This is a genomic window from Paenibacillus chitinolyticus (assembly GCF_045038035.1).
Taxonomy (GTDB): Bacteria; Bacillota; Bacilli; order Paenibacillales; family NBRC-103111; genus Paenibacillus_F; species Paenibacillus_F chitinolyticus_A.
The window spans coordinates 5,096,436-5,122,444 of sequence record NZ_CP173427.1; the positions used below are offsets into that span (position 1 = coordinate 5,096,436).

Consider the following 26,009-nt stretch of genomic DNA (forward strand, 5'->3'; position numbering starts at 1 on the left):
CTTGCCTAACATGCGGTCGCCCGCAGTCTTATGAATTTAAAACCGGAGGTGCCTTTTATGGCCGGAAGAAACCAGGAAGAGCTCGATCTTACTCTGCTTGGCAACCAGCAAACTCAATACCCGTTTAATTATGCGCCGCAGGTGCTTGAATCCTTCGACAATAAACACCCTTACCGCGATTATTTCGTCAAATTCAACTGCCCGGAGTTTACGAGCCTGTGCCCGATCACCGGACAGCCCGATTTTGCCACCATTTATATCAGCTATATACCGGACGCCAAAATGGTCGAAAGCAAGTCGCTCAAGCTGTATCTGTTCAGCTTCCGCAATCACGGCGATTTCCATGAGGACTGCATGAACATCATTATGAACGATCTGATCAAGCTCATGGACCCGAAATACATCGAGGTCTGGGGCAAATTCACCCCGCGCGGCGGAATTTCCATCGATCCTTACTGCAATTACGGACGTCCCGGCACCAAGTACGAGCAGATGGCGGAGCACCGCCTGATGAACCACGACCTTTACCCGGAAAAAGTCGATAACCGCTAAGCCGCCGACCATTTAACCGGCTATAAACGGCTTAGCCCGTACCCGTATATGACCGAAAATGAGTTCCGGTATTTTCAACGTATCGCCCGCCGATATGCCTAAAGACCCCTTGGGGGTCTTTTTTTGTGCCGATGGGATGCCGATAACTTTGGTATACTAGGAAAGAACATCTAATTGGAGCTGGGTTGAAGGGCTTTCGGAATGGGAAAGGAAAATAAATGGAAAATTTAGGGGACTATTTCAAATCGTTTTTTGCCAATATAAGCACCTTGCTCACATTTACTTATTTAGGCAGTCTGGCTTATAAATATGTTTTGTACCGGGTCCCCGTCAACTGGATGAAGGTGCTGTACATCCTGCTTTCGATAGCGGCGGGCTGGCTCTCCATGATATACGGAGCCCGGCTGACCCCGTCGGTCATCTTCGATTTAAGATTCGTTCCTATCCTGGCGGCTCCCCTGTTCCTGTCGCGTCCCTCCCACATTATGCTCATCGGAATCGGAATCGGACTGGCGCGCTTATCGTTCGGCTTGAATCACGCCGCTTGGGCGGGCTTTGGCAATATGGTCATCCTCGGCGTCATAACCGCGCTGACCAGCGAGCTGCTCAAACGCACCTCTCTGCGTCAGACCGTCCGGATTTTGCTGCTAATTCTCATCGTAAATCTGTTCAACGTGACGGACATCGCGATTCTCGGGGTATATCCGGTCGCTACGTATCTGATCGAGCTTGCTCCGCTGTCCGGTACGGCGGGCCTGTTTTTCAGCTTTTTCTTTACGTTTATCCTGCACGATTTCAAAGCGGATTTTCTCCGGCGGGAAGCGCTGAACAAGACCAATCGGGAATTGGCCGAACAGTTCCGGCTCGCTGAAGAAAGAACCGCGGAGCTGCAGCGGATTCACGACGAGCTGGAAGTGAAAAACGAAGAGCTGGTGGCCGCTTCCCGCTACAAATCCGAATTTCTGGCGAACATGTCTCACGAGCTCCGGACCCCGCTGAACAGCATGCTGATTCTGTCCCAGTTCCTGGCCGAAAATCAGAACGGGACGCTTTCGGATGAAGAGATTGAATTTGCCGGGATTATTCACAGCTCCGGCGAGGATCTGCTTACGCTGATTAACGATATTCTGGATTTGTCCAAAATCGAAGCGGGACATATGTCCATCATGCCGGGAGAAGTGAACGTCAGCGAAGTCGTCGAAGCGATGACCCGCACGTTCGAACCCGTTGCCGCCCAGAAGGGCCTGTACTTTCACATCCGTTCAACCGGCGTTCCCGACATCATTCATACGGACGAACAGCGGCTTCAGCAGATTTTGAAAAATCTGTTGTCCAACGCGTTCAAATTTACCCAGCGGGGCGGAGTTACGCTTACCTTTTACGTTGAAATGGACGCCAAAGGCGTTCAGCATCCCGCCGCCGCCATCCGGGATACCGGCATCGGCATCCGGGCGGACAAGCGGGAGCAGATCTTCGAAGCCTTCTACCAGGCGGACGGCACGACCAGCCGCAAATTCGGCGGAACCGGACTCGGCCTTTCTATTTCGCGCCAGTTTGCCCGGCTGCTGGGCGGAGAAATCCGGCTGACCAGCGAAGAGGGAACCGGCAGCACGTTTACCCTCCTCCTTCCTTCCAGCAGCTTGAGCGGTCAGGAGCAGGAACTTCGGCAGCTCGTGGACGACGCCAAGCTTCCCCGGCTTACGCCTCTCTCCTCTCCGCTTTCGGAGGGAAGCAGCCGATCATCGCTCTGACCGCCCGGACCCTTCCTGGAGACCGGGAAGGCTGCGTCAAAGCCGGCGCATCGGACTGCATCACGAAGCCCGGCCGATAACCACGCGCCCATGATGCCGGTGAAGCAATGGAGCCTCAAGCCCGGCAGATCCCATAGAAAAAAGCCTTCTTTCCTTGTCGGAAAGAAGGCTTTCTTGGTTCCGGCCCTTGAAGATACGGCTATGGCATCCTTGCTTTAGCCGATGAACCACAGGGCCATCTATCTTAAAAACCTCGCGCCGGAAACGATAGGACGGCCGGTGCCCTTCAACCATCCGCGAAAGCCGGCGCCATGACACCATGCGGGAAGGGGGGAATTCCTCCTGCATGGCGGCGGGCCGCTTAACCTGATGGAGAAGAACACTGCCGTGCTGCGTTTCCCAGGCCCTTACCCGTGACAATTAACGCGGAGGCATTTGTCCGGAACCGGAACCCGCTCCCTGCGGAATAAAACCGCTGAGATCGATTCCGAGCCCTTCCGCAAGCCGTGTCCCGTATTCCACATCGGCACGGAAGAAATTGCAGACGGCGCGAAGCTGGATTTGCATGTCCGTTTGTTTGAGGTCGTTCACGAGGTTGCCGATCAGGTTAGCGCGTTCTTCCGGCGTAAACCGGCGGTAACGCTCGCCTGCCTGCGTGAAATCGTCCGTTTTCTCGATTTTGCGGCGTGTAGTAGAACCCGTCAGCGGCTTCTCGCTTTCCGCATAGGCGCTTCCCGCTTCTTTCGGCGAATGGTCGTAGGAATTCGGCTCGTAATTGATCGCCGAATGGTCCTGGCGAACCGCCATTTGACCGTCCCGCTGATAATTGCGCACCGGCGCATAAGGGCAGTTTACCGGAATCTGCATGTAGTTCGGTCCCAACCGGTGGCGCTGTGTATCGGGGTAGGAGAACAGACGGCCCTGCAGAAGTTTGTCTTCGGAGGGTTCGATCCCCGGCACAAGCACGCTAGGCGCAAAAGCCGACTGCTCGACTTCGGCGAAGAAATTTTTAGGATTCTCGTTCAAGGTCATTCGTCCTACTTTAACGAACGGAACAAGGTCTTCCGGCCACTCCTTCGTCGGATCGAGGGGATCGAAGCTGAACTGATCCAAACGCTCCGGTTCCAGCATCTGTACATTCAGCTCCCATTCCGGATAATTGCCCGCCTCGATAGCGTCATACAAATCGCGCGTCGCGTGATTGTGGTCGCGGCCTCCTTGCTCCTCCGCTTCTTTGCGGCTTAAGGAGCGTACACCTTGCAGCGATTTCCAGGTGTATTTGACGTAAACGGCCTTGCCTTCTGCGTTTACCCATTTGAAGGCGTGCACCCCGAATCCGTCCATTTCCCGGTAGTTGGCGGGAGTTCCGCGGTCGGAGAATACCCAGGTCAGCATGTGGGTCGATTCGGGAGAAAGCGACATGAAATCCCACAAGTGATTTGGCGTTTGAACATTTGTATGCGGAGCCGGCTTCAGCGAGTGAACCATGTCCGGGAATTTCAGCGCATCGCGGATAAAGAATACGGGCAAATTGTTGCCGACCAGGTCATAATTTCCTTCGGACGTGTAGAACTTAACGGCAAAGCCGCGCGGATCACGAAGCGTCTCCGGGGATCCACTCGGATGAATAACCGTCGAGAAGCGGACAAGCACTTTCGTTTCGACGGAAGGGTCCTGCAGAAAAGCTGCCTTGGTATACTCGCTCATGCTCGCATAAGGCCGGAATACTCCAAACGCCCCCGCACCCCGCGCATGCACGACACGCTCCGGAATACGTTCACGGTCAAAATGTGCCAGCTTCTCCAAAAGGTGATAATCTTCGAGCAGCGTCGGACCGTGGGTACCGGCTGTCTTCGAATTCTGGTTGTCGGCAACGGGCGCGCCTTGATTCGTTGTGAGATAAGGACGATGTGGATTCATTCTGCACCTCTTTATAATTATTATTATCTGAAAATGATTATCAATGTCATGACGGTAGTATAGCATCGTCTTCTTGTCTTCGTCAATAGAATCACTATAAAATTATAATCATTTTAATATAAAATAAAATCGCCTGATTTTTACAAATTCTGACGAGGAGGCAATTGCTTTAACCGACCGTGCTTGTTTACAATAAGAATAATCCGGTGGGAAGCAGCAATGTCCAGTCCAGGATAAGAAAGGAAGATTTTGCAGGATGTCGAGCCCTATTTTAACAATCGTGGTGCCTTGCTATAACGAAGAAGAAGTTCTCCCGGAAACGGTAAGCCGGTTAAGCGCGGTTCTGGACCGCCTCATCCAAGAAAAGCTTGTCGCAAAAGAAAGTGTGATGCTGCTGGTCGATGACGGCAGCAAGGACCGGACCTGGGAGCTTATCGATCAATACAGCCGTTCCCATGACTATGTAACAGGCGTTAAGCTCGCACGGAACGCGGGCCATCAGAATGCCCTGCTTGCAGGTTTGATGACGGCGCGGCATACATCGGACATCGTCATTTCCATCGATGCGGACCTGCAGGACGATACGGACGCGATACGCGAATTTGTACTTAAGTATCTGGAGGGGGCTGAGATCGTTTATGGAATCCGCAGCGACCGGACGACCGACACCTGGTTCAAAAAAACGACCGCCGAATCCTTCTATAAATTAATGCTACGTCTGGGCGTCCAGATTAAGAACAATCATGCGGATTACCGGCTTATGAGCAAACGCGCGCTGGATTATTTGTCCCGCTATAAGGAAGTCAATGTGTTTCTGAGAGGGATTGTCCCGCTACTGGGACTGCGTACGGCCGAGGTCATGTACGAGAGGAAAGAACGTTTTGCCGGGGAATCGAAGTATCCGCTGCGCAAAATGCTGTCTTTTGCACTGGACGGGATTACGTCCTTCAGTGTCAAACCGATCCGCATGGTGACGATCACGGGATTTCTGCTTTCCATCTTCAGCGTGTTCGCCGGCGCTTACGCCATCATTTCTAAATTATGGGGAACGACGGCTTCCGGTTGGACTTCTCTTATTTTATCCGTCTGGTTTATCGGCGGGGTGCAGCTTCTTGCCCTGGGGCTGATCGGAGAATATATCGGCAAAATCTACCGGGAGGTCAAGCAGCGGCCCTTGTATCTCATCGAAAAGTCAATCCCGGCGCACCAGGACTATGCAGACCCGGCAGACTTTGACCGGATTCCGGTAGGGGCGGAACGAGCAAGGCGTTAGTTTGGACGGGAACCGGCTTTCCGTGAAATTATGCATCCGCCTTTTGCCGGAAGTCCCGGGACGGGATATCCTGACGTCCGGCTTCAGCACGAGGCTTACCTCTGCGCTGCGAGCCTTATGCCCATAGTCTTGTCATCACACCGTGTGCTTACTGCGCACGGTGTTTTTCTATACGGACTGCCTCAGGCTCCGGGGCTTATGACTATTTTGCCGGACCGGATACCGCCGACCCCTTGATACTCCGGGAACTCTTGGGCATCCTAACCGCAGGAGGTGATAGCATGGCAAGAAGACGAAGCCGCAGAGCCGCTGTTCCCGGAAGCGAACGCAGCCTGGATAAGTTCAAGGGCCAGGTTATGAGGGACGCGGGCTACAACGTGTCCGACGATCAGCCGAACCTGGTTAAATACGAAGTCGCCCGCACCCTTGGAGTGCCTCTGGAGCCGGGCAACAACGGTCAGCTCCGCACCGAGGATGCCGGTAAAATCGGCGGCGAAATCGGCGGCCGCATGGTGCGGGAGCTTGTCCGGATGGCGCAGAAGCAGCTCGCGGAGCGCAGCGGGCCGAAGTAATACCGGCACGCCGGGCGGTCCGCCGCCCGCAAGGCTGACTGCCCGCCGAGCCGCTCTGCGCGGCGGAGCATAAATCCGCGGCTCCGTCCGTCACCGGCGGGCCAAATCGGCCCGGATGACCAGAGAGCCGTTTTCACGGGTCATCCGGCATGAACCCGGCCGGATAGGCCTGAACAGGCGGATAATCTGCTTCCCGCCGATCCGGCTGCCGCTAAGGCGGATGCTCGACCTGTACGCCGCCAGTTCAATCTCTCCCGGGCGTATCCCCGAAGGCTGCTGCACGATAACCGTCAGCCTGCCCCCGCCCTCGGTTATCGAGTAGGCAAAAGGCTGCTCCGCCGCCTTAACCTTGACGGTTTGCCGCTTCTTGCTTCCCGCAGCGAGGCCTTTAACCGGCTTTCGTCCGGAAAAAGGATTGGCCGCGGGAAGCTGGGCGGCGGCAGGCTGATCTCCGCCCGCCCGGCGTTTCTCCCCGCCGCGCGGCGGAGTGTCTCCCTGCGCGCTCTGGCCCGCCGGACCCCCGGCCGGTTCGTTTTCCCAATCGCTCCCCATCCACTCCGGAATCCGGTAGCCCGGCATTGCCTCCCGGAGAAGCTTATCCAGCCATTGGTCCAGCCACGCCGTGTTTTCCGGGTCTTCTGAAATCCGTTTGGACAGCTCGGTAAATAAAGTCTCCCCGCCTCCGAAAATGGAGGAAAACGAAGGAATCTCTCCGGAACGAAATCCGAATTTCCGTTCCCACTCTTTTTCATAGTCGAACTCGCTCTTTCCTCCGCCCATCTTCTTCCCCTCTTTCCGCTTGTTTCAAGAAACGCAGCGCATCCCGCCGCCTTATACACACCAGACTATTCCGGAGCCGGACCTTTAGTGTTTGGTCAAGCCCGCCCGCAAATAAAAAAACAGGTCCCGTAGCCGGAACCTGTTGTACTGTCTCGCTCTTTACCAGAAAAATCCGGGGCCGCCGAAACCGCCGCCGTAACCGAATCCGCCTCCGAAACCGCCGCCGTAACCGAATCCGTTGACAAACGGGGATGTGCCGATGGCAAGCAGGTCGAACAAGACGAGAGGAACGAACGCTTTTGTTTGAGCGGTTCCCTCTTGAGGCTCGAGAATCAGCTCGTTACCTTGAATACGTACCAGTTTGCCTCTGACCATGGAACCATCCTTGCGGACGGCCACGATGTTCTGCCCGACTAGTTTGGACGCGTCATTACGAAGTGTTGAACTCATACCGTATACCTCCCTTTTCAGCAAATCATGCATGCTACCTTACATCATATGCGGCCAGATAGCGGCCCGATTGGATAGCTGTCCCTTCTCCCTGTTTTATTGGGTCAAGGTATTCTTTTCAAGTGAGTGCAATTGATCGCAAGCAGAAGGAAAGTGTCTTTTTTTCATAGAAAAAAGCCCCCCTGCCGGAAGAATTCATCTTCATGCAGAAAGGCTTTTCGCAAAAGGGTAAGCAAGCAGGCTTCAGGCCTTGCGGAGCTTGCCCAGTTCCGTTGTGATCGCGTCAATTTCGCTAATGCTGAAATTGGGCTTGCTCATCACCAGATCGTACAAATCCTTAAGATCTTCATATTGTTCCTGGCTAAAGTTGGACGCTTTAATAGATCCGCCTGTCGCCATTCTCAGTTTGGTTTTGATTTCGTCGAACATATACTCTACGTTCCGTTCCGACCATACCGCCAAATCCAATGCGTTTCATCCTCTCGTTATCCGGTTATGCTTTCATTGTACCACGTTTTGACACCGGAAATCCCGTCCGTTACGATAGAATCTGATCCAAGTCTGGCTTGACCTGCCGCGCATACAAGAGGATACCCAGCCTGTCCGGCTTCCTAGGCCTCAGATCCTCATTGCACGCCGGTTACAAAAGCCGCAAGGAGGAAATTCGCTTATGCTGCATACCTACGATCTTATTACCCGCAGACGGGACGAAATGGTTGAAATTACAGACATCGTGGCTAGGCTGGTTCAGGAAAGCAGTCTGGAAGACGGCACCGCCATTGTATACTGCCCTCATACGACGGCAGGAATTACGATCAATGAAAATGCCGATCCCGATGTAAAAAGAGACGTACTCATGCGCCTGGATGAAGTATTTCCCTGGGAGCATCCGCGCGACCGTCATGCGGAAGGCAATACGGCCGCTCATCTGAAAGCCATGACCGTCGGAGCCTCGCAAACCGTATTTATCCGCGGAGGCCGCCTTCAGCTGGGCCGCTGGCAGGGAATCTACTTCTGCGAATTTGACGGGCCCCGCAGCCGTACGTTTACCGTTAAGCTGATTCGTGATTGACCAGACTGACTTTGGAAGACTCGGAACGGGCCGCCGTAGAGACCATATTGCTGCACAGCAGCTGTACATGCTCTTCGGCGAGCTGTTCTACCAGCTCGTACGTCTGGCCGTAGTGAATGGAATACGAGATGAATCCGTGCATGGACATGAACAAATTCCAAGGGAGCCGGTATTCCTGATCTTCCTTGTCCGGCATTCCCGAAATAACCTGGCGCACGACCGTGGCAAACAGATCGAAACATTTCGCCTGCTCGGTCCTCGAGTACTGGCGCAGCTCCTCGTCCCGGATCATAAACATGATTTCGTAATGATGCGGGTTCTCCAACCCGAACCGGATAAACTCCATCATCAGTTTCTGCAGCAGGGGAACCCCGAGAACAGCGGATTCAACGATGATTTGCCGCTGCCGCTGCAGGAGTATGCCGAAATCCTCCAGTATGAGTGCATTAAACAGCTCTGCTTTTTCTCTAAAATGATAGTATAACGCGCCATGGCTGTAACCCATTGCTTTAGCGATGCTTCGCATCGTTAAAGCGCGATAACCGCGAGTTACGAATAACTCCCTGGCCTCTTCAAGAATCCGCTCTCTGCTAAGTTCCTGAGCGACTGCCTTCCTCGCCATAAGAATCCCTCCGCTTCGGTGGTGTATGAAATTGTTAGGGTAGCTCGCTATGTTCGATATATGTATGTTCGCCGCGTATGATGTTTCCTTGACCTTGGGTCAAATCGGTAAACCAGTCGGCAAAAGAATCCGCCTCGGCAGATAAGGGGTAGCACCGGAGGATAACCTTGTCGGTAAATTCCGTATCGCCCATCCGCATGTTGCGGTTCCGCAGCTCGTTCTCCACTTTACCCAGCCAAGTATAATCGATTTCAGCGAGCAGTTCCTGATGACTTACTTTGTAAACGGGCACCGCGGCCTGTATTCCCGCGACGGCGCCATCCGTGTAGGCTCTGATCAGCCCGCCGGCTCCCAGCATAATACCGCCGAAATACCGGGTAACGACTACGGCCACGTTCTTGAGATCCATATTCCGGATCACTTCGAGAATCGGCTTGCCGGCTGTGCCGCTCGGTTCCCCGTCATCCGACTGTTTCTGAATCTCGTTGCGTTCTCCGATCATGTAAGCGGAGCAGTTGTGGGTCGCCATCGAGTGTTCTTTCTTCACGCCGGCAATAAAAGCAAGCGCTTCCTCCTCGGACGAAACCTGCATCGCCTGCCCGATAAACCGGGAACGCTTGATGATAATTTCATCGGCTCCATGCTTTTGTACCGTTCTGTAGGATGCTATCATGTCGCTTCTTCATTCCATTTCTTAACTAGTGCGCCTTCTGTTTCATATCATTTTACACAAATCAGAATATTAGTACAATAGTTAATTTAGTTCTAACATTATTTCCAATAAAAAACAGACCTATTCCCGCAGGAAAAGGCCTGTTTTGGTTCAAAACCCGCTCACAGAGCCCGATACGGGTTCTGTCTAGACGAAACTAGTCGTTCAGACGGGCTTCCAATTTTGCTTTGTCTTCTTCGTAACCGGGTTTGCCGAGAAGCGCAAACATGTTTTTCTTGTAGGCTTCCACACCCGGCTGGTCGAACGGATTCACTCCGAGGAGGTAGCCGCTGATGCCGCATGCTTTTTCGAAGAAGTAGACCATATAACCGAACGTGTGAGCCGAAGTGTCAGGCAGGGTCACGATCAGGTTAGGTACCCCTCCGTCCGTGTGAGCCAGCATAGTGCCCTGGAACGCTTTTTTGTTCACGAAATCCATCGTCTTGCCGCTCAGGAAGTTAAGCCCGTCCAGGTTCTCTTCATCGGTTCCGATGACGATCTCCTCTGCGGACTGGTCTACGTACAGAACCGTTTCAAACAGGTTGCGGCTGCCTTCCTGAATGAATTGGCCCATGGAGTGAAGGTCTGTCGTAAAATCGACGGCAGCCGGGAAAATCCCTTTGTTGTCTTTGCCTTCGCTCTCGCCGTAAAGCTGCTTCCACCACTCCGATACATAATGCAGAGAAGGCTCGTAGTTCACGAGAATCTCCGTGGTTTTGCCTTTGCGGTAAAGAGCGTTGCGGACAGCCGCATACTGGTAGCTCGCGTTCTCGCTCAGCTCGGGGCTGGAGAAAGCTTCGCGCGCGTCGGCTGCGCCCCGCATCATTTCTTCGATGTCGATGCCGGCAACGGCAATCGGCAGGAGGCCTACGGCCGTCAGCACGGAGTAGCGTCCGCCCACGTCGTCCGGGATCACGAAGGACTCGTAGCCTTCGCCGTTGGCAAGCTGCTTAAGAGCGCCCTTCTCGCGGTCGGTTGTAGCGTAGATGCGCTTGCGCGCGGCTTCTTTGCCGTATTTTTTCTCCAGCAGCTCACGGAAAATACGGAAAGCAATCGCCGGCTCCGTCGTCGTTCCGGATTTGGAAATGACGTTTACGGAGAAGTCTTTGCCTTCCAGCAGCTGCAGAAGGTGCGTTACGTATGTAGAACTGATATTCTGGCCGACGAAGTACACCGCCGGAGTTTTACGCTTGTCTTTATCAAGCAGGTTATAGAAAGAATGGGACAGCATTTCAATCGCCGCGCGGGCTCCCAGGTAGGAGCCGCCGATGCCGATCACGACAAGCGCCTCGGAATCGGATTGAATTTGTTTCGCCGCCTTCTGGATTCTGCCGAACTCTTCTTTGTCGTAAGCGACCGGAAGATCGATCCACCCTAAATAATCACTACCGGCTCCGGTTCCGTTATGCAGTTGGTCGTGTGCGGTACGGATCGGCCCGGCCAGGTAATCAATTTCGTGCTGGGCAACGAAGTCAAGCGCCTTGCTGTAATCAAATTGCAGCTTCTGGGTCAACTTTCTCTCCTCCTCGGTTCTTTTACTTGGTTCTTTCCTCTAGCATACCGCTTCTGTGCCGCTGTCCGCAAGTCGCGCGCCCAAGGCATGCTGCCTCTCCGCAAAACGTGCTACAATAGGAAAAACGCCTAGTGCCGTACCTTCACCCGATCGCTTGCGGGGATGGCTTCATAGAACGGATACGTGCGGGCGGGGCCTGCGGGACAGCCCTCCGGTAGTATTGCCAGGGCGGCGGATTTATTCTCCGAAAACACCCGGCCCATCGGCTTCGCATGCATTGATTCCTTACTATAAAAGCTTTCCGGACAAACTGCAAGTGAAATTATCGTGTCTGGCGTGACTCTAAACGAGGTGATTAGTGATGAAACAAATCGGATTTATCGGATTAGGCACCATGGGCGCTCCGATGGCCCTGAATCTGCTCCGAAAAGGGTATGCGGTCACCGTATACAACCGCAGTGCCGATAAAACGGCGGAGCTTGTCCGGGCGGGCGCTTCGCTGGCCGCGACCCCTGCGGAAGCCGTCTCCGGGGCCGAGGTTCTGTTCACGATGCTGAGCAACGATTCCGCCATCGAGAGCGTTTTCTACGGCGAGAACGGGGTTCTGGAGAAGGCAGGCGAAGGCCTTACCGTGATTGATTCGAGCACCGTCTCCCCGGCCCTCAGCCAGCGTCTTCACGCCGATCTGGGCAACCGCGGCGCGTACTTCCTGGACGCGCCCGTCACGGGAAGCAAGCCCGCTGCCGAAGCGGCGACGCTCGTGTTCATGGTCGGCGGAGACCGCCCCGTGTTCGACGCCCAGCACGCGCTGCTGAGCGATCTCGGCAGCAAGGTGCTTTACATGGGGCCGTCCGGTTCCGGCTCCTATACGAAGCTGGCCCACAACACGATTGTGGGCATCAATGCGATCGGCCTGATGGAAGGCCTCTCGATCGCGACGAAAGCGGGCCTGGCCCCCGAGCAGTTCCTGCAGATCGTGCAGGCGGGTTCCGGGAACAGCAAGCAGGCCGAGCTCAAAGGCCCGAAGATCCTCGAGCGCGATTTCAGCAACCAGTTCTCACTGAAGCTGATGCTGAAGGATCTGCTGCTGGCGTCGGACCTGACAGGCAAATTCCAATTGCCCGCTCCCATGCTGCATGCAGCCACCACCGTCTTCCAGATGGGCCTGAGCAAAGGTCTAGGCGAGGAAGACCTGGCCGCCGCCATCCAGTGCTACGAGGAATGGATGAATGAGCGGGTAGAGAAAAAGGGCGGGCAGTAAAGCGCGCCCTTGAAACTGGCGGGTACCAGTGTAACCGCTGACTGGGCTTGCATCTCCGCTTGCCTCGTGATTTATCCGCCGTATAGGGACTCGCAACCGTTGAATACGCGGCGTTCGTCCTATTAATAGCATCGGCATCGCATGCGATTCTATCGGCGTTTATCGCATACTGCCGCCTACCGTGTAAAACATGCTGGCATAGGCGGAGTAAGCTCGCCGCTCCGCTTGCGTTCGCTCGCGAGATCCGCAGGAGGCACACGCCCCTGCAACCCGGGCTTCGGTGGACCACGCCGTCATGCAAAGCCAAACACCGCCTGCGGAGAGCTCCGCATGGCAAAGAAAGGCCCTTCCGAACGCAGCGTTCGGAAGGGCCTTTCTATTGCCTGCTGTGGTGTATTACGCTGCGTATGGGCTGCGTGTACCACCTGCGGCGTGTACCTCGGTCACGTGCTGCCCGCAGTTTCGTGCAACCTGCTGCCTCGTGTACCGCTTTTGCGTGTATCTCGGTCGCGTGTATCTCGGTCCGTACTATCCGCTCTTGGACCTGCTGTTGCGTGTATCTCGGTCGTGTACTGCCCGCAGTTACGTGTACCTGCTGCTGCGTATACCCGCAGGCGTACTGCCCACAGTTTCGTGTACCTGCCGCCGCGTGTAACTCGGTCACGTAATGCCGCAGTTTCGTGTACCTGCTGTCGCGTATATCTTCTGTCGCACATGCCTGCTGTTGCGGTACTGCCCGCCCGCACCGCATGTACCTGCTGCTGCGTATACCCGCAGGCGTACTGGCCCGCAGCCGCAGCCGAAAACCTATTCCTCGATGTAGGAGCAGCAGTAGTCCGTGACGGTCCGGACTTTCAGCTTGAATTTGGCGTTAGCCGGGACGGTAAACTGCCCTTCACCCTGGATCTCCGTCCAATCGGATTCCCCCGGAAGGAGAACGCTCAGGTCGCCGGCCAGGATTTCCATGATCTCTTTGGAGTCCGTACCGAATTCATACTCTCCCGGAAGCATGATGCCCAGCGTCTTCTTCGTGCCATCCGCGAACAGAACGGCACGGCTGGTCACTTTCCCCTCAAAATAAACGTTCGCTTTCTTGACTACGGTAACTCCTTCGAAATTCGACAACCTGTTCTCCCCCTCGTGATTGGCGCCTGCACATAAGGACGACCCTGTGGAAGCGGTCGTCCGGATGGCATTCCTTTATTTATTTAAGCAGTTCTTTGACGCGCTTGGCGACATTCTCTGCCGTAAATCCGAATTCCTTGATGAGCAGATCGCCCGGAGCCGAAGCGCCGAACGTGCTGATTCCGAGGATAGAACCCTCGTCGCCTACATAACGCTCCCATCCGAGCGGATAAGCCATCTCTACGCCGAGACGCTTTTTGACATCCGGAAGCAGGACGGAATCCTTGTACTCCTGGGACTGTTTCTCGAACAGCTCCCAGCTCGGCATGCTGACAACGCGGACTTGGATGCCTTCTTCGGCGAGCAGCTTCTGAGCGGCCACACCGTGCTGAACTTCCGAGCCCGTCGCAAGGATAAGCGCGTCTGGCTTGCCGTTAGGCGCGTCGGATACGACGTAAGCGCCTTTGGAGAAGTTTTCGCGCGCATATTTGGCGGAGCCTTCGAGCTGCGGCAGGTTTTGACGAGTCAGAATGAGCGCGTACGGTCCGTCGTTGTGCTCCATCACGTAACGCCAAGCTTCGCTCGTTTCGTTGCCGTCCGCAGGACGGAGAACGGTCATGCCCGGAATGACGCGAAGAGCCGCAAGCTGCTCGACCGGCTCGTGAGTCGGGCCATCTTCGCCTACGCCGATGCTGTCGTGCGTGAAGACGTAGATCACCGGCTGCTTCATCAGGGCAGCCAGGCGGATCGACGGACGCAGGTAGTCGGAGAACACGAAGAACGTGCCGCCGTATACGCGGAGACCGCCGTGCAGGGAAATTCCGTTCAGGGCGGTGCCCATTCCGAATTCGCGTACGCCGAACCAGATGTTGCGGCCCGCGTAATTTTCCGCGTTGAAGATCGGAGCGTTCTTGATCTCCGTATTGTTGGAGCTTGCCAGGTCGGCGGAACCCCCGAAGAAGAACGGAACGTTCTTCGCTACGGCGTTCAGCGCGTTACCGGAAGCGGCGCGCGTTGCCAGAGCCTTGTCTTCCGGCGTGTAAACCGGCAGATCGCGGTCCCAGCCTTCCGGAAGCTTGCCGCTTTCGCCCAGTTCAAACTGCGCGGCGAGTTCCGGGAAAGCTTTGCGGTAGTCGTCGAACAGCTTCCTCCATGCCTGCTCGGCCTGGATACCTTTTTCTTTAACCGCCGCATAATGCTCGCGGACTTCTTCAGGAACATAGAAATCTTCTTCGTAGTTCCACTTGTAGAATTCCTTCGTCAGTTTGGTTTCTTCCAGACCGAGCGGGGAACCGTGCGGTCCGGCATGTCCGCCTTTGCCGCCTTTGTTCGGGCTGCCGTAGCCGATCGTCGTTTTGACTTCGATCAGAGTCGGACGGGTGGTGTCGGCTTTTGCCTCTTCAACCGCACGGTTGAGGGCTTCCAGGTCGTTCTGCTCTTCTACGCGGAGCACCTGCCAGCCGTATGCTTCGAAACGTTTTTGAACATTTTCGGTAAAGGAAACGTGCAGATCGCCGTCGAGCGAAATGTCGTTGGAGTCGTACATCATGATCAGCTTGCCCAGCTTAAGGGTTGCGGCCAGAGAAACGGCCTCGGAAGACACGCCTTCCATCATATCGCCGTCTCCGCAGATGGCGTATGTATAGTGATCGATAACCGGGTAGCCTTCACGGTTGTACAGGCCTGCCAGATGAGCTTCGGCCATCGCCATACCCACGGCCATGCCGATACCTTGTCCGAGCGGACCGGTTGTCGCGTCTACACCCGCCGTGTGGCCAAACTCGGGATGTCCCGGAGTCAGGCTGCCCCACTGGCGGAAGTTTTTGATTTCTTCCATCGGAAGATCGTAGCCCGTCAGGTGCAGAATCGCGTAAAGCAGCATGGAGCCGTGGCCTGCGGACAGGACAAAGCGGTCGCGGTTGATCCATGTCGGGTTGGCCGGGTTATGGGTCATTTGATGCGCGAACAGCGTATAAGCCATAGGCGCGGCTCCCATTACGATGCCGGGGTGGCCGGACTTGGCTTTCTCGATAGCGTCGATTCCGAGTGTACGGATCGTGTGGACGGCAAGTTGCTGAATAGGCGTATTGCTTGCAGACATGGTGTATCCTCCTATGAATGGTCTCGTGTTATACTGTTGTTATTCTCACCAATATTTAAGCTTTAGTTCCATTATAAAGCTAAAATCCGAAACCGCAATGTCAGTCCCTGGTGTTAGCGCCCGCCTGGTGACAAGGAGAGTGAAAAGCGGATGAGCCGCCCTTTTTTTGAAAACGGAAACATGCTTTTCCTGCGGGGCTTTGTTTTCGGGCTGGTGCCCGGGGTCGCACTCGCTCTGCTTTTTAAAGCCGTGGAAATCTTTGCAGGTTCCCGCGTGTATACGCTGCTGCTCAATGTCGACTTTATCCCGGGTCTTGGGAGCGATCAGCCTGAATGGTTCGAACTGACCCTTCATCTGTCCGTTTCGGTCCTTATCGGTTTCTTGTACGCGATTCTGCTCGGACGTACGGGAAAACCGTGGCTGCCGGGGATCCTGCTCGGTATCTCGCCCATCCCCTTGTTCGTACCTCTTACCCAATTAGCCGTATCGGCGAAAACACCCGTCCTTTCGGATGTAAGCGCCATGATCTGGTGGATCGCGGGTCACCTTCTTTACGGCGTAATACTCGCCGCCTTAGGCACCAAAGCTCTGCAAGCCTCCAAAAAGGAATGAACCGCTTTAAAGCGACATAGTCCAGGGGAATGCTCCTTTAATAAAATCCGAAGCGGCAGAGAAGCCTCTTCGGATTTCTTTCTGGATAAGCCCCGGTACGATATCGCTTCACGGCTTCGGCTCTAGCTGAATACGACCGTTTTGTTCTGATGAACGAGGATGCGGTCTTCCGTATGCCAGGAAACGGCCCTTGCCAAGACGATCCGCTCGATATGGCGGCCGATGCGCTTCAAATCGTCGACATTGTCGCGATGGCTGACGCGCTGCACGTCCTGCTCGATGATCGGACCTCCATCCAGTTCTTCGGTCACGTAATGCGCGGTCGCCCCGATCAGCTTAACTCCCCGCCCGTGAGCCTGCGCGTAAGGTTTGCCTCCGACGAAAGCCGGAAGGAAGGAATGATGAATATTAATGATCCGGTTCTGGTAATGCTTGATAAAAGAAGCCGGAATAATCTGCATGTACCGGGCAAGGATGATCAGATCCACCTGGCCTTCGAGCAGCTCCAGATGGCGCTTCTCCACCTCGGCTTTCGTATCCGGAGTTACCGGAATATGGTGGTACGGAATACCGAACGGCTCGACGAGCGGCGCCATATCCGGATGGTTGCTGACGACCATGGCGATATCCGCGTCAAGATCCCCGGCGCGCCAGTGCCACAGCAGCTCAAGCAGACAGTGATCTTCCTTGGACACGAAGATCGCCAGGCATTTTCTCTGACTGGCCAGCGACAGGCTCCAGTCCATGGAGAACTCGGCCGCCACTCCGGCAAAATCGGCCTCAAGCTGCGGCTTGCGCTGCTCGAGGTCGGTTAAGTCAAATTCGATCCGGATAAAGAACATGCCGCCTTCCGGATCCATGGTGTACTGGTCCGACTGGACGATGTTCGCCCCGTATTCGGACAAAAATTTGGATACCGCGGCCACGATTCCAGGCCGGTCCGGGCAGGAAATGAGCATTCTGCCGCGGTTTTGTTTGCCGGCTGCGCCGGACGTTTTTGCTGCTGCCATCTCTACTGGATTCTCCTTTGTACCTGTAAAATAATCACCTATCGGTCCGAGCCGGTGATGTTAACGGCGTTAACCGGTCACTTACAAAGATTTAAGCAGATCTTTGCCGGCAAACCATGCCGTCAGACGCTGATTGATCTGCTCTTCGGACAGCTCGGGGAACAGACGCTCTTCCGCGATCATGTCGTACAAGCGCTCCATCGGTTCGCGTCCGTCCGCTTTTTTGGCTTTCGCGTCGGTTTTGAGCAGCTCCCAGGTTTGCAGGACGAAGCCGCGCGAATCGACTTCTTTCTTCTCGAAAAAGAAAGCCAGCCGCTCCACGTCTTCCGCGAAGGATTCGCCGAACCGTTCCAGGACGGTTCCGCTGAGCAGTGCGATTTCCGCTTCGTACATCGGACGCTGGGTTTTCGGGTCCTTCCCGATCCACGGAGTCTCCAGGATCATCGGCAGGCCGAGCAGCTTCTCGTGATGGACGACGCGGTTCATCGCTTCGAAGCCGATCCAGCCCGCTCCGACCGGAGCATGGCGGTCTTTGGACGCGCCACGCGGATTTTTGCTGTCGTTAAGGTGGACGACCCCGATGCGATCCAGACCGACCACGCGGTCGAACTGGTCCAGCACGCCGTCCAGGTCGCCTACGACATCATACCCTGCATCGTGGATGTGGCAGGTATCGAGGCATACCGTCAGGCGGCCGTTGTCTTCGACCTTGTCGATAATCCGCGCCAGCTCCTCGAAGCTGCGGCCCATCTCGGTGCCTTTGCCCGCCATGGTTTCCAGGGCGATATGCACGCCCGTGTCCTTGACGCCCGCGAGGACTTCGTTAAGCCCTTCCGAAATGCGGGCGAGGCCGTACTCCGCATCCTTGTCCGTAAACGCGCCGGGATGAAGCACGATATTTTTCACACCCAGATAGTCCGTGCGGCGGATTTCATCCTGCAGGAATTGGACCGCCAGCTCGTACGTGTTGTCTTTGTAGGAACCCAGGTTGATGATGTAAGGGGCATGAACGACGATTTCGCCGATCCCGTGCTCCTGCATGACTTCCCGGCCCTCTTCGATATATTGCGTTTCAATAGGCTTGCGCCGTGTATTCTGAGGTGCACCCGTATAGATCATGAATGTGCCGGAGCCGTACGAGACAGCTTCCCGGGCCGCATTCAGCAAACCTTTGTCGGAAAATGAAACGTGTGAACCGATTTTAATCATAGGGATTAGGCTCCTTGCTTAGTAAAATCTTTTCCCCCTATTTTACAGGCAATGTCGCAAGAAAGCCAGAAATAAGGTATAATTTCAAGAGTGATCCAGTGCTTAAACCTGGCCCAGCGCGGGAATAATAGATTCCGAGGTGACGAGTTTTGAACAACTCCCTGTTTATGTGGTTTATTACTTTCTGGCCCCTTGTCCTCATTGGTCTGATGGCGATCGGCGGTTATTTTATGTTCCGCAAATTCCTGAAGGTGCTCCCCAAGGCCGACGGAAAATCCAAGCTCGACTGGCAGAACTATTACGTGGAGAAATCCCGCCATATGTGGACAGACGATTCCAAAGCCTTTCTTAACAAACTTGTCGCCCCTGTACCCGGCCCGTTCCGTGACATCGCCAAGCACTCCATCGCGGCCAAAATCGGGCAGATCGCCTTGGAAGAAGAGGCGGCGGAAGTTACACGCGAGCACTGCATCAAAGGCTACATCATCGCCACTCCCAAGCGGGATTACCGGAGCCTGATGAATTTCCTCGAACGCGAGAAGATCGATTACACGCCTTACAAACATCTGATCAATTCCTGATTCTTCTATTATACTCGCAGGAAAATTTCAGTAAGTCTGATCGGGATTAACGCCAAAAAAACCGCTCGGTCCTCTCGGGACAGGAGCGGTCATTTTTTTACGCAAAGTCAAAGCGGCACACAACGCGGCGGGATCGGCTAGAGCAGCCAGAGGCCCAGCGCCAATGAAACGATCCCCAGAAGCAAATAAAGCGAGCTGATCAGCCAGCGGAGCCAAGGCTTCCATGCTTTATCCCCCTCAACAACCATTCTTCTCATCCTACTTTCCCTGACCTGAACGTTACCGACTTGGGGAGCATGTAACCCGGTTCTGCTTTATGCCATCAACGGAAGGCGAGTCTCATACTCGTTCAAACGTCCGTGATGCGGCAGATCGTGACAGCTCGTGGTGTTCGAATTCGGGGTTGCACAGCTTTTGCAGCTTGCCAGCGGTATCGACACCCGGTAAAATCCGGTTTTGAAAATATGATCCGCCTGTGTCCGGGACACAATCGAACCGCAGTGAATGCAGTAGACCAAATCCAAAGCTTTCATTCTCACACACCTCTTCATTTTGCTTCTTGTTGTCGCAACTTGTTACATTCTGTATTTGTAAATTATTATAAGATACGTTTTGTAACAAATCAAGAAGTTTTTGGGTGATTCGGTGCGTTTTTACGAGATTTTTGTAGAATTTTTAGAAAAAAATAATACATCGCTGTACCCAAAAGGGCACCGCAGGTATCCAGGATAACGTCTTCAATTGCAGCGGTTCTTTGTGCAACGAAGGATTGATGAAATTCATCCAATCCTGCGAACAAGGCGGAGGCCGAGATAACCGCGACATAAACGGTCAACTTACTTCGTCCTAGCCCGCGATGCACTAAACGAGCCATGAGAATAGCCAGTACCACATATACAAATAAATGGGCCGCTTTGCGGATAAAAAATTCTACAAAGCCCCATGTTCCGTTCTTTCGGATACTTACCTCTTTCCCGTTATACTGAATCCTAGATTCGGAAAACAATTGGTTAATACGTTTATCGGAAAATTCCTGCTTTAACCAGGGTCTAAGATTCTGCTTGGTGTATGGCTCGGAAGAGAAATGGTAAATGACAGCCATCCAGATAAGAAGAGGGAGCCCAAAAAGAATGAAAAATCTCAACCGACTGCGGTGTCGCATGACGATCACTTCCATTTCCCTGTAAACTAAAAAAGCTTCCCCCATCCGATCGTGCAGATCGTTGGGGGAATGGTTAATTGGGTGGTCCTGATTGTTCTAAAACATGAGGTAATAAGATATGCTTCAGGTCTTCAACAAAAGGTTTTATTTGAAGCCGGGAAAATGGGGCTGGTTGCTGCTCGACTTTTTCAATGAATTGCTGCAAGTTTACAAGCAACTGATTCGAATGATTATCCATACTAGCGCTCCCCATTCAGATTCACACGGAAAGAACTACGTTCGGAGCTAGGGCTGCGGGACGTCCGATTGAGTAATATTCAAAGCCTTCCTGCCGCATTCTCTCCAATGCAAAGCAGTTCCTTCCATCGACAATTACAGGCTTTCTTAACAATTCACGGACATGACCAAGTTCCATTGTGACGACTTCTTTCCATTCGGTCAAAATCACGCAGGCATCACAGTCCCTAACGGCGTCGTACAAATCTTGGGTGTATACCACACTATCGGGCAGATAGCGGCGCGCCTCTTCCACCGCAATAGGATCATACGCCTGGACGCGAGCCCCTTTCTCCATTAACTTGGGAATAAGCGTAAGAGAAGGTGCTTCCCTTACATCGTTTGTATTGGGTTTGAAAGCAAGGCCCAATACAGCGATCTTCTTGTCTGTCAGATTGCCGATCGCCTTTTCCAATTTCTCGATAACCAGCAGTCTTTGCTTGTCATTCGTCTCAATAACAGCCTCAAGAAGCTTAAAATCGTAACCGGAAACATCGGCTATATGCTTTAAAGCATGGGTGTCTTTAGGAAAACAGCTTCCCCCGTAACCAATGCCCGCTTGAAGAAATTTGTTGCCGATGCGGCTGTCCAGCCCCATCCCTTTGGCTACTTCGGTCACATCTGCTCCAACTCTTTCGCAAATATTTCCAATCGCATTTATAAAGGAAATTTTAGCAGCCAGAAACGTATTCGCTGCATATTTAATCATCTCCGCGCTTTCCAGACTCGTTTTAAAAATCGTTGTACGGAAAGGCTCATGCAGCCTGGCTATGATCTCGGCTGCTCTGTCACTTGTGGCCCCGATAACGGCCCTTTCCATATTCATGCAATCATGAACAGCTGAACCCTCGCGCAGAAATTCTGGGTTGGATGCGACATCGAAAGGGATAGAAGGGTCCGACAGGTTGCTCCGAATGATCTCCTGAACGAGTCTTCCCGTTCCCACAGGAACCGTACTTTTTGTAACAACCACCGTATAGTCACGAATACTTTGCCCTATAGCAGCGGCGGCTGCTTTCACATAGCTCAGATCAGCTTCTCCACTCGGTGACATCGGCGTTCCCACTGCAATAAAGATGACATCGCTGCTGCGGATAACGGAGGCTATATCATAAGAAAAAGAAAGTCTTTTAATAGTTGTATTTCGCTTTACCAGTTCTTCAAGACCAGGCTCGTAAATCGGGATTTCGGCCTTTTGCAATTTAGCGATTTTCGCTTCATCTATATCGCAGCAGACGACCTGGTGACCCACTTCCGAAAAACAAGTTCCGGAAACCAGCCCCACGTATCCTGTTCCAATCACTCCAATAGTGCTCACCGCTGTCAGCCTCCTTGTAAAATAAGATCCTTCTCGTATATCTCCCGTATGTAACGGTGTAGATCCCGGTTTAACTCCGGCCTCTGAAGCGCAAAATCGATTGTTGCTTTGATAAAACCCAATTTATCCCCGACATCATAACGAATGCCTTCAAATTCATAGGCAAAAGTTGACTGAGTCTCATTAAGCCGTCTTATGGCGTCCGTCAGTTGGATCTCCCCGCCGGCTCCTGGCTTCTGGGTCTCTAGAATATTAAATATTTCGGGAGTTAAAATATACCGTCCCATTATCGCATAGTTGGACGGAGCTTCCGATGGCTGCGGTTTCTCGACGAGAGATCGGACAGGAATTACATGACGGTCCACAATCTGTTTGCCTGCGTCCACAATGCCGTATTTGTTGACATCTTTATCCGCGACCCACTGAACACCTACAACCGTTGACTTATATTTTTCATAGACTTCAATTAGCTGGGCGGTACAAGGATTTTCCGCCTGAACAATATCGTCCCCAAGCAATACGGCAAACGGTTCTTGCCCGATAAAAGATTTTGCGCACAAAATCGCGTGTCCTAATCCTTTCGGTTCCTTCTGCCTCACATAATGAATGTTCGCCAAATTCGAGATGGCCTGAATTTGCTTCAGATCTTCTAATTTCCCTTTTTGCTCCAATGTTTCTTCCAGTTCAAAAGATTTATCGAAATGGTCTTCAATCGCACGTTTCCCCCGGCCGCTTATGATCAGAATGTCTTCAATTCCCGAGGCAATGGCTTCTTCGACGATATATTGAATAGTTGGTTTATCCACAATGGGAAGCATCTCTTTGGGCTGCGCTTTCGTTGCCGGCAGAAACCTGGTCCCAAGACCGGCTGCGGGAATGATCGCCTTTTTGATTGTCATGGTTCCCTCCTACTAGTTTTTACAAGACTACGCATTTAAAGAAAGCTCTGTCTCTTTGTGAAGCTCTTTGTAATAATTAAGAGTCTCATTTAAACCATCGTATAAAGACGTTTTTGGTGTCCAGTCCAGAAGGCTAAGAGCATTTTTGTTTTCCAGGTAACTATGAATAATGTCTCCTTGTCTAGGTAGTTCATAGTTTGCTTTGATGTCCAAATTTAGAATATTTGTCATCTGCAAGAATAAAGAATTTATAGTAGTAGCTGTATTCGTGCTGACATTTACAATACATTTCTCGCCGAGTTTTGTAGCGGATACAACTGCTCTTGCTACATCATTTACATAAATAAAATCTCTGGTCTGCTCCCCGTCTCCATAAATTTTCGGACTTTCACCTTTAAGCAATTTATCCACAAATATTGAAACAACTCCGCCCTCTCCCTTAGGATCCTGTCTTGTACCGTAAACATTAGCGAACCGTAAAATGGTATAATTCAACTCTGTTGTAGCCGCTAACACACGAATGTACTGCTCGGGAGTGTATTTGGAAATCCCATATGGGGATAACGGACAGATTGGATGCGATTCGTCCACACTTAAATAAACCGGGTCCCCATATACTGCAGCGGATGAGGCATATACTAATTTTTTTACGCCTGCTTTAGTACACGCCCCAAGAAGATTGATTGTGCCCCCTATATTAATATCCGCGTCTACCCCGGGTTCCATTAGAGACTTCTGTACATCTATTTGTGCAGCAAGGTGTACGACCACTTCCGGCTTTAAATCATCCATAATCTTCATGAGGCTATCCGATTCAATATTTTCCTTATAGAACCGAGCTTGTTTATTTATATTTTCTAATTTTCCCGTACTTAAGTTATCAATAACAGTTAATTCATGGCCTTCTTCTATTAACTGATCCACGACATGTGATCCTATAAAACCAGCTCCACCAGTTACTAATACTCGCATGAGTTTCCCCCCAAAAAGAATTAAAAAATAACACGATGGACAAATAAAAAACCGATTTCTTGAGAGAAACTCAGAAATCGGTTTTTTATTATTTTTGGACCAAGCTGTAATATTCTCTATACCACTCAACAAATTTCTTAAGTCCTTCTTCAATCGAAGTGGTTGGTACAAACCCGGTATCTCGCTGCAAGGCTGAAATATCTGCGAAAGTTTCTTTGACATCACCATCTTGCATAGGATGAAACTCAATAATAGCCTCTTTTGTCAATTGTCTTTCAATTATTCTGATAAACTCCAGCAACTCAACAGGTTTGTTGTTTCCAATGTTATATAGCGCATAAGGAGCGCCCGTAGGGTTAGTGTTATCTGACGATTCTAATGTAAGACGATTATCATTTGGGACTTTACCAAGTAGTTGAATTATTCCCTGCACAATATCATCAATATAGGTAAAATCTCTACGCATATCTCCATTATTAAATACTTTAATAGGTATACCTTTCAATATACTCTGGGTGAAGCTAAAGTAAGCCATGTCAGGCCGTCCCCAAGGACCATATACGGTAAAAAACCGCAATCCAGTTGTCGGAACACCAAATAGATGACTATAAGTATGTGCCATAAGTTCATTAGACTTTTTGGTTGCTGCATATAAACTCACCGGATGATCCACTCTATCCTGAACAGCAAAAGGGATCTTTTTGTTAGCTCCGTAAACTGAACTCGATGAAGCATAGATTAAATGGTCGACAGGATACTTTCTACAAGCTTCAAGTATATTCATAAAACCTACTATATTGGAATCGATATAAGCATGAGGATTATTCAAAGAGTACCTGACACCAGCTTGAGCAGCCAAGTGAATAACGATATGAGGTTTATACTGTTCGAATAATTTATTCAAATTGTTGCCATCGCTAATATCTATCTCATGAAAACGAAAATTTTTATTTTGCAGATTTTTTAGCCGATCTCTCTTTAAATTAACATCGTAGTAATCGTTCAAATTATCAATTCCTGTTACGTATTCCCCCTTGTCTAACAATCTTTTTGTAACAAAAGAACCGATAAAACCCGCGGCACCCGTCACTAATATCATAGATCTATCCCATCCTCTCCCTAACCGTAAAGCGATCTTCTGAATTTCTGTTTAATAAATTCATGTAAAGCTCTTCATTTTTACTAACCATACTGATTAAATTAAATTCCCTTTGCATTTTTTCATAACTAATAGCACCCATTTTCTTGCGTCGTTCAATTGGATATTCCAGCATGGTTTTTAGCTTTATTGCTAAATCCTCTTCGTTCCTTTCCTCACATAGCAATCCATTTACTTCATGCTCAACTAGTTCCGGTGCACCGCCTACCTTTGTACATACAATTGGTACACTGGCAGCCATTGCTTCAATAACCACACCCGGGAGCCCCTCCCAGTATGAGGATAGGACGTAAATATCAGCAGCCCACTGTAATTCATTAACATCGTTTCGAACACCTATAAATTTAATCCTATCTTCTAACTTGTGTTCTAGAACCAAGCCCTCCAGCGATTCTCTAAGAATTCCCTCACCCGCAATAATCCAACGGAAGTTTAATCCCCATTCCGCTAATAGAGCAGCTGCCTTAATAGCTGTAGGATAACCCTTCTGCTCTTCCAGTCTTCCTACGGATAAAATTAATTGTTCTGCTGATGAAATACCAAGAGACGATCTTATTTGGTTTCTTTTTTGCGCGTTGGGACATATAAAAGGTTCAGGATTTATCCCATTGTATATCACATGGAGCTTTTTCTCCGGCACTATTCTTTCTTGAATCATTCGGGCGGCAGCTAATTTACAAATTATTGTCGTAGCATCAGACCATGGATCCGTGAATCGCATTATAGATTCTCGTAACTCTCCGCCAAAAACAGTATTTCTTATACTGGAAATAACTACAGGTCCTCTTGTTAACCGGCTTACAATTCGGCTAAGCACGTTAGCATGGAACATAAAGGAATGGATAATATCAGGTCTAAAACTCTTAATTATTTTCAAAAATTTAGGTATGCTCCCTATTGCAAATTTATTTCTCATTTTTAGTGAAACAACTTCCACTCCCGCTTGTTCTATTTTAGCTGCAATCTCGCCACCCTCTAACAAAGAAACCACTATAATGCTGTGACCTTTTTTTTGAAGATCCTTTACTAGCCTATACAACATCATTTCTGCGCCGCCGACTCCGAGACCAGTTATAACAAACATAATCCTAATGTTTTTCATAACTC

General features: G+C 51.7%; 27 protein-coding genes. 8 read left to right on the forward strand and 19 right to left on the reverse strand.

The annotated features are described in order from the left end of the window. Nucleotides 1–57: 57 nt before the first annotated feature. Together queF and ACI48J_RS22950 are read left to right on the forward strand one after the other, a co-directional pair. Nucleotides 58–552, forward strand: a complete 495-nt coding sequence (gene queF / locus ACI48J_RS22945) for a preQ(1) synthase (RefSeq protein ID WP_405080374.1) — start codon at nt 58–60, stop codon at nt 550–552. Between the two features lie 218 nt (nt 553–770). Then, on the forward strand, nt 771–2,303 hold the full coding sequence (locus ACI48J_RS22950; protein WP_405080375.1) for a sensor histidine kinase: 1,533 nt from the start codon (nt 771–773) through the stop codon (nt 2,301–2,303). Nucleotides 2,304–2,723: 420 nt separating this feature from the next. On the opposite strand, the gene ACI48J_RS22955 is transcribed toward ACI48J_RS22950, so the two are convergent. Beyond that, complete coding sequence (locus tag ACI48J_RS22955) at nt 2,724–4,223, reverse strand: catalase (protein WP_405080376.1); 1,500 nt, start codon at nt 4,221–4,223, stop codon at nt 2,724–2,726. A gap of 256 nt (nt 4,224–4,479) precedes the next feature. On the opposite strand from ACI48J_RS22955, the gene ACI48J_RS22960 reads away from it, so the two are divergent. Beyond that, nucleotides 4,480–5,496, forward strand: a complete 1,017-nt coding sequence (locus ACI48J_RS22960) for a glycosyltransferase family 2 protein (RefSeq protein WP_405080377.1) — start codon at nt 4,480–4,482, stop codon at nt 5,494–5,496. Between the two features lie 281 nt (nt 5,497–5,777). Beyond that, complete coding sequence (locus ACI48J_RS22965; protein ID WP_405080378.1) at nt 5,778–6,068, forward strand: alpha/beta-type small acid-soluble spore protein; 291 nt, start codon at nt 5,778–5,780, stop codon at nt 6,066–6,068. Nucleotides 6,069–6,158: 90 nt separating this feature from the next. Here the strand turns inward: ACI48J_RS22965 and ACI48J_RS22970 are convergent, their stop codons facing one another. The 3 genes from ACI48J_RS22970 to ACI48J_RS22980 all read right to left on the reverse strand — a co-directional run bounded on the left by ACI48J_RS22970 (nt 6,159) and on the right by ACI48J_RS22980 (nt 7,766). Beyond that, a complete protein-coding gene (locus ACI48J_RS22970) occupies nt 6,159–6,848 on the reverse strand; it encodes a hypothetical protein (protein ID WP_405080379.1) in 690 nt (229 codons plus the stop codon). Nucleotides 6,849–7,007: 159 nt separating this feature from the next. Then, entirely contained in the window at nt 7,008–7,298 is a 291-nt protein-coding gene (locus ACI48J_RS22975) for a hypothetical protein (protein WP_326054049.1), read from the reverse strand. A 243-nt stretch (nt 7,299–7,541) separates the two neighbouring features. After that, nucleotides 7,542–7,766, reverse strand: coding sequence for a DUF1128 domain-containing protein (locus tag ACI48J_RS22980; protein WP_009672213.1), 225 nt, complete (start codon nt 7,764–7,766; stop codon nt 7,542–7,544). A 202-nt stretch (nt 7,767–7,968) separates the two neighbouring features. On the opposite strand from ACI48J_RS22980, the gene ACI48J_RS22985 reads away from it, so the two are divergent. Next, on the forward strand, nt 7,969–8,370 hold the full coding sequence (locus ACI48J_RS22985; RefSeq protein ID WP_405080380.1) for a secondary thiamine-phosphate synthase enzyme YjbQ: 402 nt from the start codon (nt 7,969–7,971) through the stop codon (nt 8,368–8,370). On the opposite strand, the gene ACI48J_RS22990 is transcribed toward ACI48J_RS22985, so the two are convergent. The 3 genes from ACI48J_RS22990 to ACI48J_RS23000 all read right to left on the reverse strand — a co-directional run bounded on the left by ACI48J_RS22990 (nt 8,351) and on the right by ACI48J_RS23000 (nt 11,217). Next, on the reverse strand, nt 8,351–8,992 hold the full coding sequence (locus ACI48J_RS22990) for a TetR/AcrR family transcriptional regulator (protein ID WP_326054047.1): 642 nt from the start codon (nt 8,990–8,992) through the stop codon (nt 8,351–8,353). The two genes, ACI48J_RS22985 and ACI48J_RS22990, sit on opposite strands and share 20 nt — an antisense overlap. Before the next feature lie 34 nt (nt 8,993–9,026). Then, nucleotides 9,027–9,665, reverse strand: coding sequence for a YigZ family protein (locus ACI48J_RS22995; protein WP_326054045.1), 639 nt, complete (start codon nt 9,663–9,665; stop codon nt 9,027–9,029). A 196-nt stretch (nt 9,666–9,861) separates the two neighbouring features. Next, nucleotides 9,862–11,217, reverse strand: a complete 1,356-nt coding sequence (locus tag ACI48J_RS23000; RefSeq protein ID WP_326054043.1) for a glucose-6-phosphate isomerase — start codon at nt 11,215–11,217, stop codon at nt 9,862–9,864. A gap of 361 nt (nt 11,218–11,578) precedes the next feature. On the opposite strand from ACI48J_RS23000, the gene ACI48J_RS23005 reads away from it, so the two are divergent. Then, the gene (locus ACI48J_RS23005) at nt 11,579–12,478 is read left to right on the forward strand and encodes an NAD(P)-dependent oxidoreductase (protein ID WP_326054042.1); all 900 of its coding nucleotides are present in this window, start codon (nt 11,579–11,581) and stop codon (nt 12,476–12,478) included. A gap of 807 nt (nt 12,479–13,285) precedes the next feature. On the opposite strand, the gene ACI48J_RS23010 is transcribed toward ACI48J_RS23005, so the two are convergent. Together ACI48J_RS23010 and tkt are read right to left on the reverse strand one after the other, a co-directional pair. Further along, a complete protein-coding gene (locus tag ACI48J_RS23010; protein ID WP_405080381.1) occupies nt 13,286–13,603 on the reverse strand; it encodes a pyrimidine/purine nucleoside phosphorylase in 318 nt (105 codons plus the stop codon). Between the two features lie 79 nt (nt 13,604–13,682). Continuing rightward, the gene (gene tkt, locus ACI48J_RS23015) at nt 13,683–15,704 is read right to left on the reverse strand and encodes a transketolase (protein WP_405080382.1); all 2,022 of its coding nucleotides are present in this window, start codon (nt 15,702–15,704) and stop codon (nt 13,683–13,685) included. 150 nt (nt 15,705–15,854) lie between these two features. Here tkt and ACI48J_RS23020 point away from each other — a divergent pair, with 150 nt between their 5' ends. Continuing rightward, nucleotides 15,855–16,316: a hypothetical protein gene (locus tag ACI48J_RS23020; RefSeq protein WP_405080383.1), complete on the forward strand. Its 462-nt coding sequence runs from the start codon at nt 15,855–15,857 to the stop codon at nt 16,314–16,316. A gap of 122 nt (nt 16,317–16,438) precedes the next feature. On the opposite strand, the gene purU is transcribed toward ACI48J_RS23020, so the two are convergent. Together purU and ACI48J_RS23030 are read right to left on the reverse strand one after the other, a co-directional pair. Then, nucleotides 16,439–17,326 carry a formyltetrahydrofolate deformylase gene (purU, locus tag ACI48J_RS23025; RefSeq protein ID WP_405080384.1) on the reverse strand — a complete coding sequence of 296 codons (888 nt, stop codon included), beginning with the start codon at nt 17,324–17,326 and terminating at the stop codon, nt 16,439–16,441. A gap of 81 nt (nt 17,327–17,407) precedes the next feature. Further along, complete coding sequence (locus ACI48J_RS23030; RefSeq protein ID WP_405080385.1) at nt 17,408–18,535, reverse strand: deoxyribonuclease IV; 1,128 nt, start codon at nt 18,533–18,535, stop codon at nt 17,408–17,410. Between the two features lie 167 nt (nt 18,536–18,702). Between ACI48J_RS23030 and ACI48J_RS23035 the strand changes: the two genes are divergently transcribed. Next, a complete protein-coding gene (locus tag ACI48J_RS23035) occupies nt 18,703–19,116 on the forward strand; it encodes a DUF2621 domain-containing protein (protein ID WP_042229966.1) in 414 nt (137 codons plus the stop codon). A 314-nt stretch (nt 19,117–19,430) separates the two neighbouring features. Here ACI48J_RS23035 and ACI48J_RS23040 read toward each other — a convergent pair whose 3' ends face one another. The 8 genes from ACI48J_RS23040 to ACI48J_RS23075 all read right to left on the reverse strand — a co-directional run bounded on the left by ACI48J_RS23040 (nt 19,431) and on the right by ACI48J_RS23075 (nt 26,004). Continuing rightward, nucleotides 19,431–19,649: a hypothetical protein gene (locus ACI48J_RS23040; protein WP_326054034.1), complete on the reverse strand. Its 219-nt coding sequence runs from the start codon at nt 19,647–19,649 to the stop codon at nt 19,431–19,433. Nucleotides 19,650–19,738: 89 nt separating this feature from the next. Next, nucleotides 19,739–20,293 (reverse strand): VanZ family protein, encoded by a 555-nt coding sequence (locus ACI48J_RS23045; protein ID WP_405080386.1) that lies wholly within the window; start codon nt 20,291–20,293, stop codon nt 19,739–19,741. A gap of 58 nt (nt 20,294–20,351) precedes the next feature. Next, nucleotides 20,352–20,516 (reverse strand): hypothetical protein, encoded by a 165-nt coding sequence (locus ACI48J_RS23050; RefSeq protein ID WP_405080387.1) that lies wholly within the window; start codon nt 20,514–20,516, stop codon nt 20,352–20,354. 21 nt (nt 20,517–20,537) lie between these two features. Further along, nucleotides 20,538–21,872, reverse strand: a complete 1,335-nt coding sequence (gene tuaD / locus ACI48J_RS23055; RefSeq protein ID WP_405080388.1) for a UDP-glucose 6-dehydrogenase TuaD — start codon at nt 21,870–21,872, stop codon at nt 20,538–20,540. Nucleotides 21,873–21,877: 5 nt separating this feature from the next. Next, nucleotides 21,878–22,771, reverse strand: a complete 894-nt coding sequence (gene galU / locus ACI48J_RS23060) for a UTP--glucose-1-phosphate uridylyltransferase GalU (protein ID WP_326054028.1) — start codon at nt 22,769–22,771, stop codon at nt 21,878–21,880. Between the two features lie 27 nt (nt 22,772–22,798). Then, the gene (locus ACI48J_RS23065; RefSeq protein ID WP_405080389.1) at nt 22,799–23,743 is read right to left on the reverse strand and encodes an NAD-dependent epimerase/dehydratase family protein; all 945 of its coding nucleotides are present in this window, start codon (nt 23,741–23,743) and stop codon (nt 22,799–22,801) included. Nucleotides 23,744–23,831: 88 nt separating this feature from the next. Then, nucleotides 23,832–24,842: an NAD-dependent epimerase gene (locus ACI48J_RS23070; protein ID WP_405080390.1), complete on the reverse strand. Its 1,011-nt coding sequence runs from the start codon at nt 24,840–24,842 to the stop codon at nt 23,832–23,834. Nucleotides 24,843–24,846: 4 nt separating this feature from the next. After that, nucleotides 24,847–26,004, reverse strand: coding sequence for a glycosyltransferase (locus tag ACI48J_RS23075; protein ID WP_405080391.1), 1,158 nt, complete (start codon nt 26,002–26,004; stop codon nt 24,847–24,849). Nucleotides 26,005–26,009: the final 5 nt, after the last annotated feature.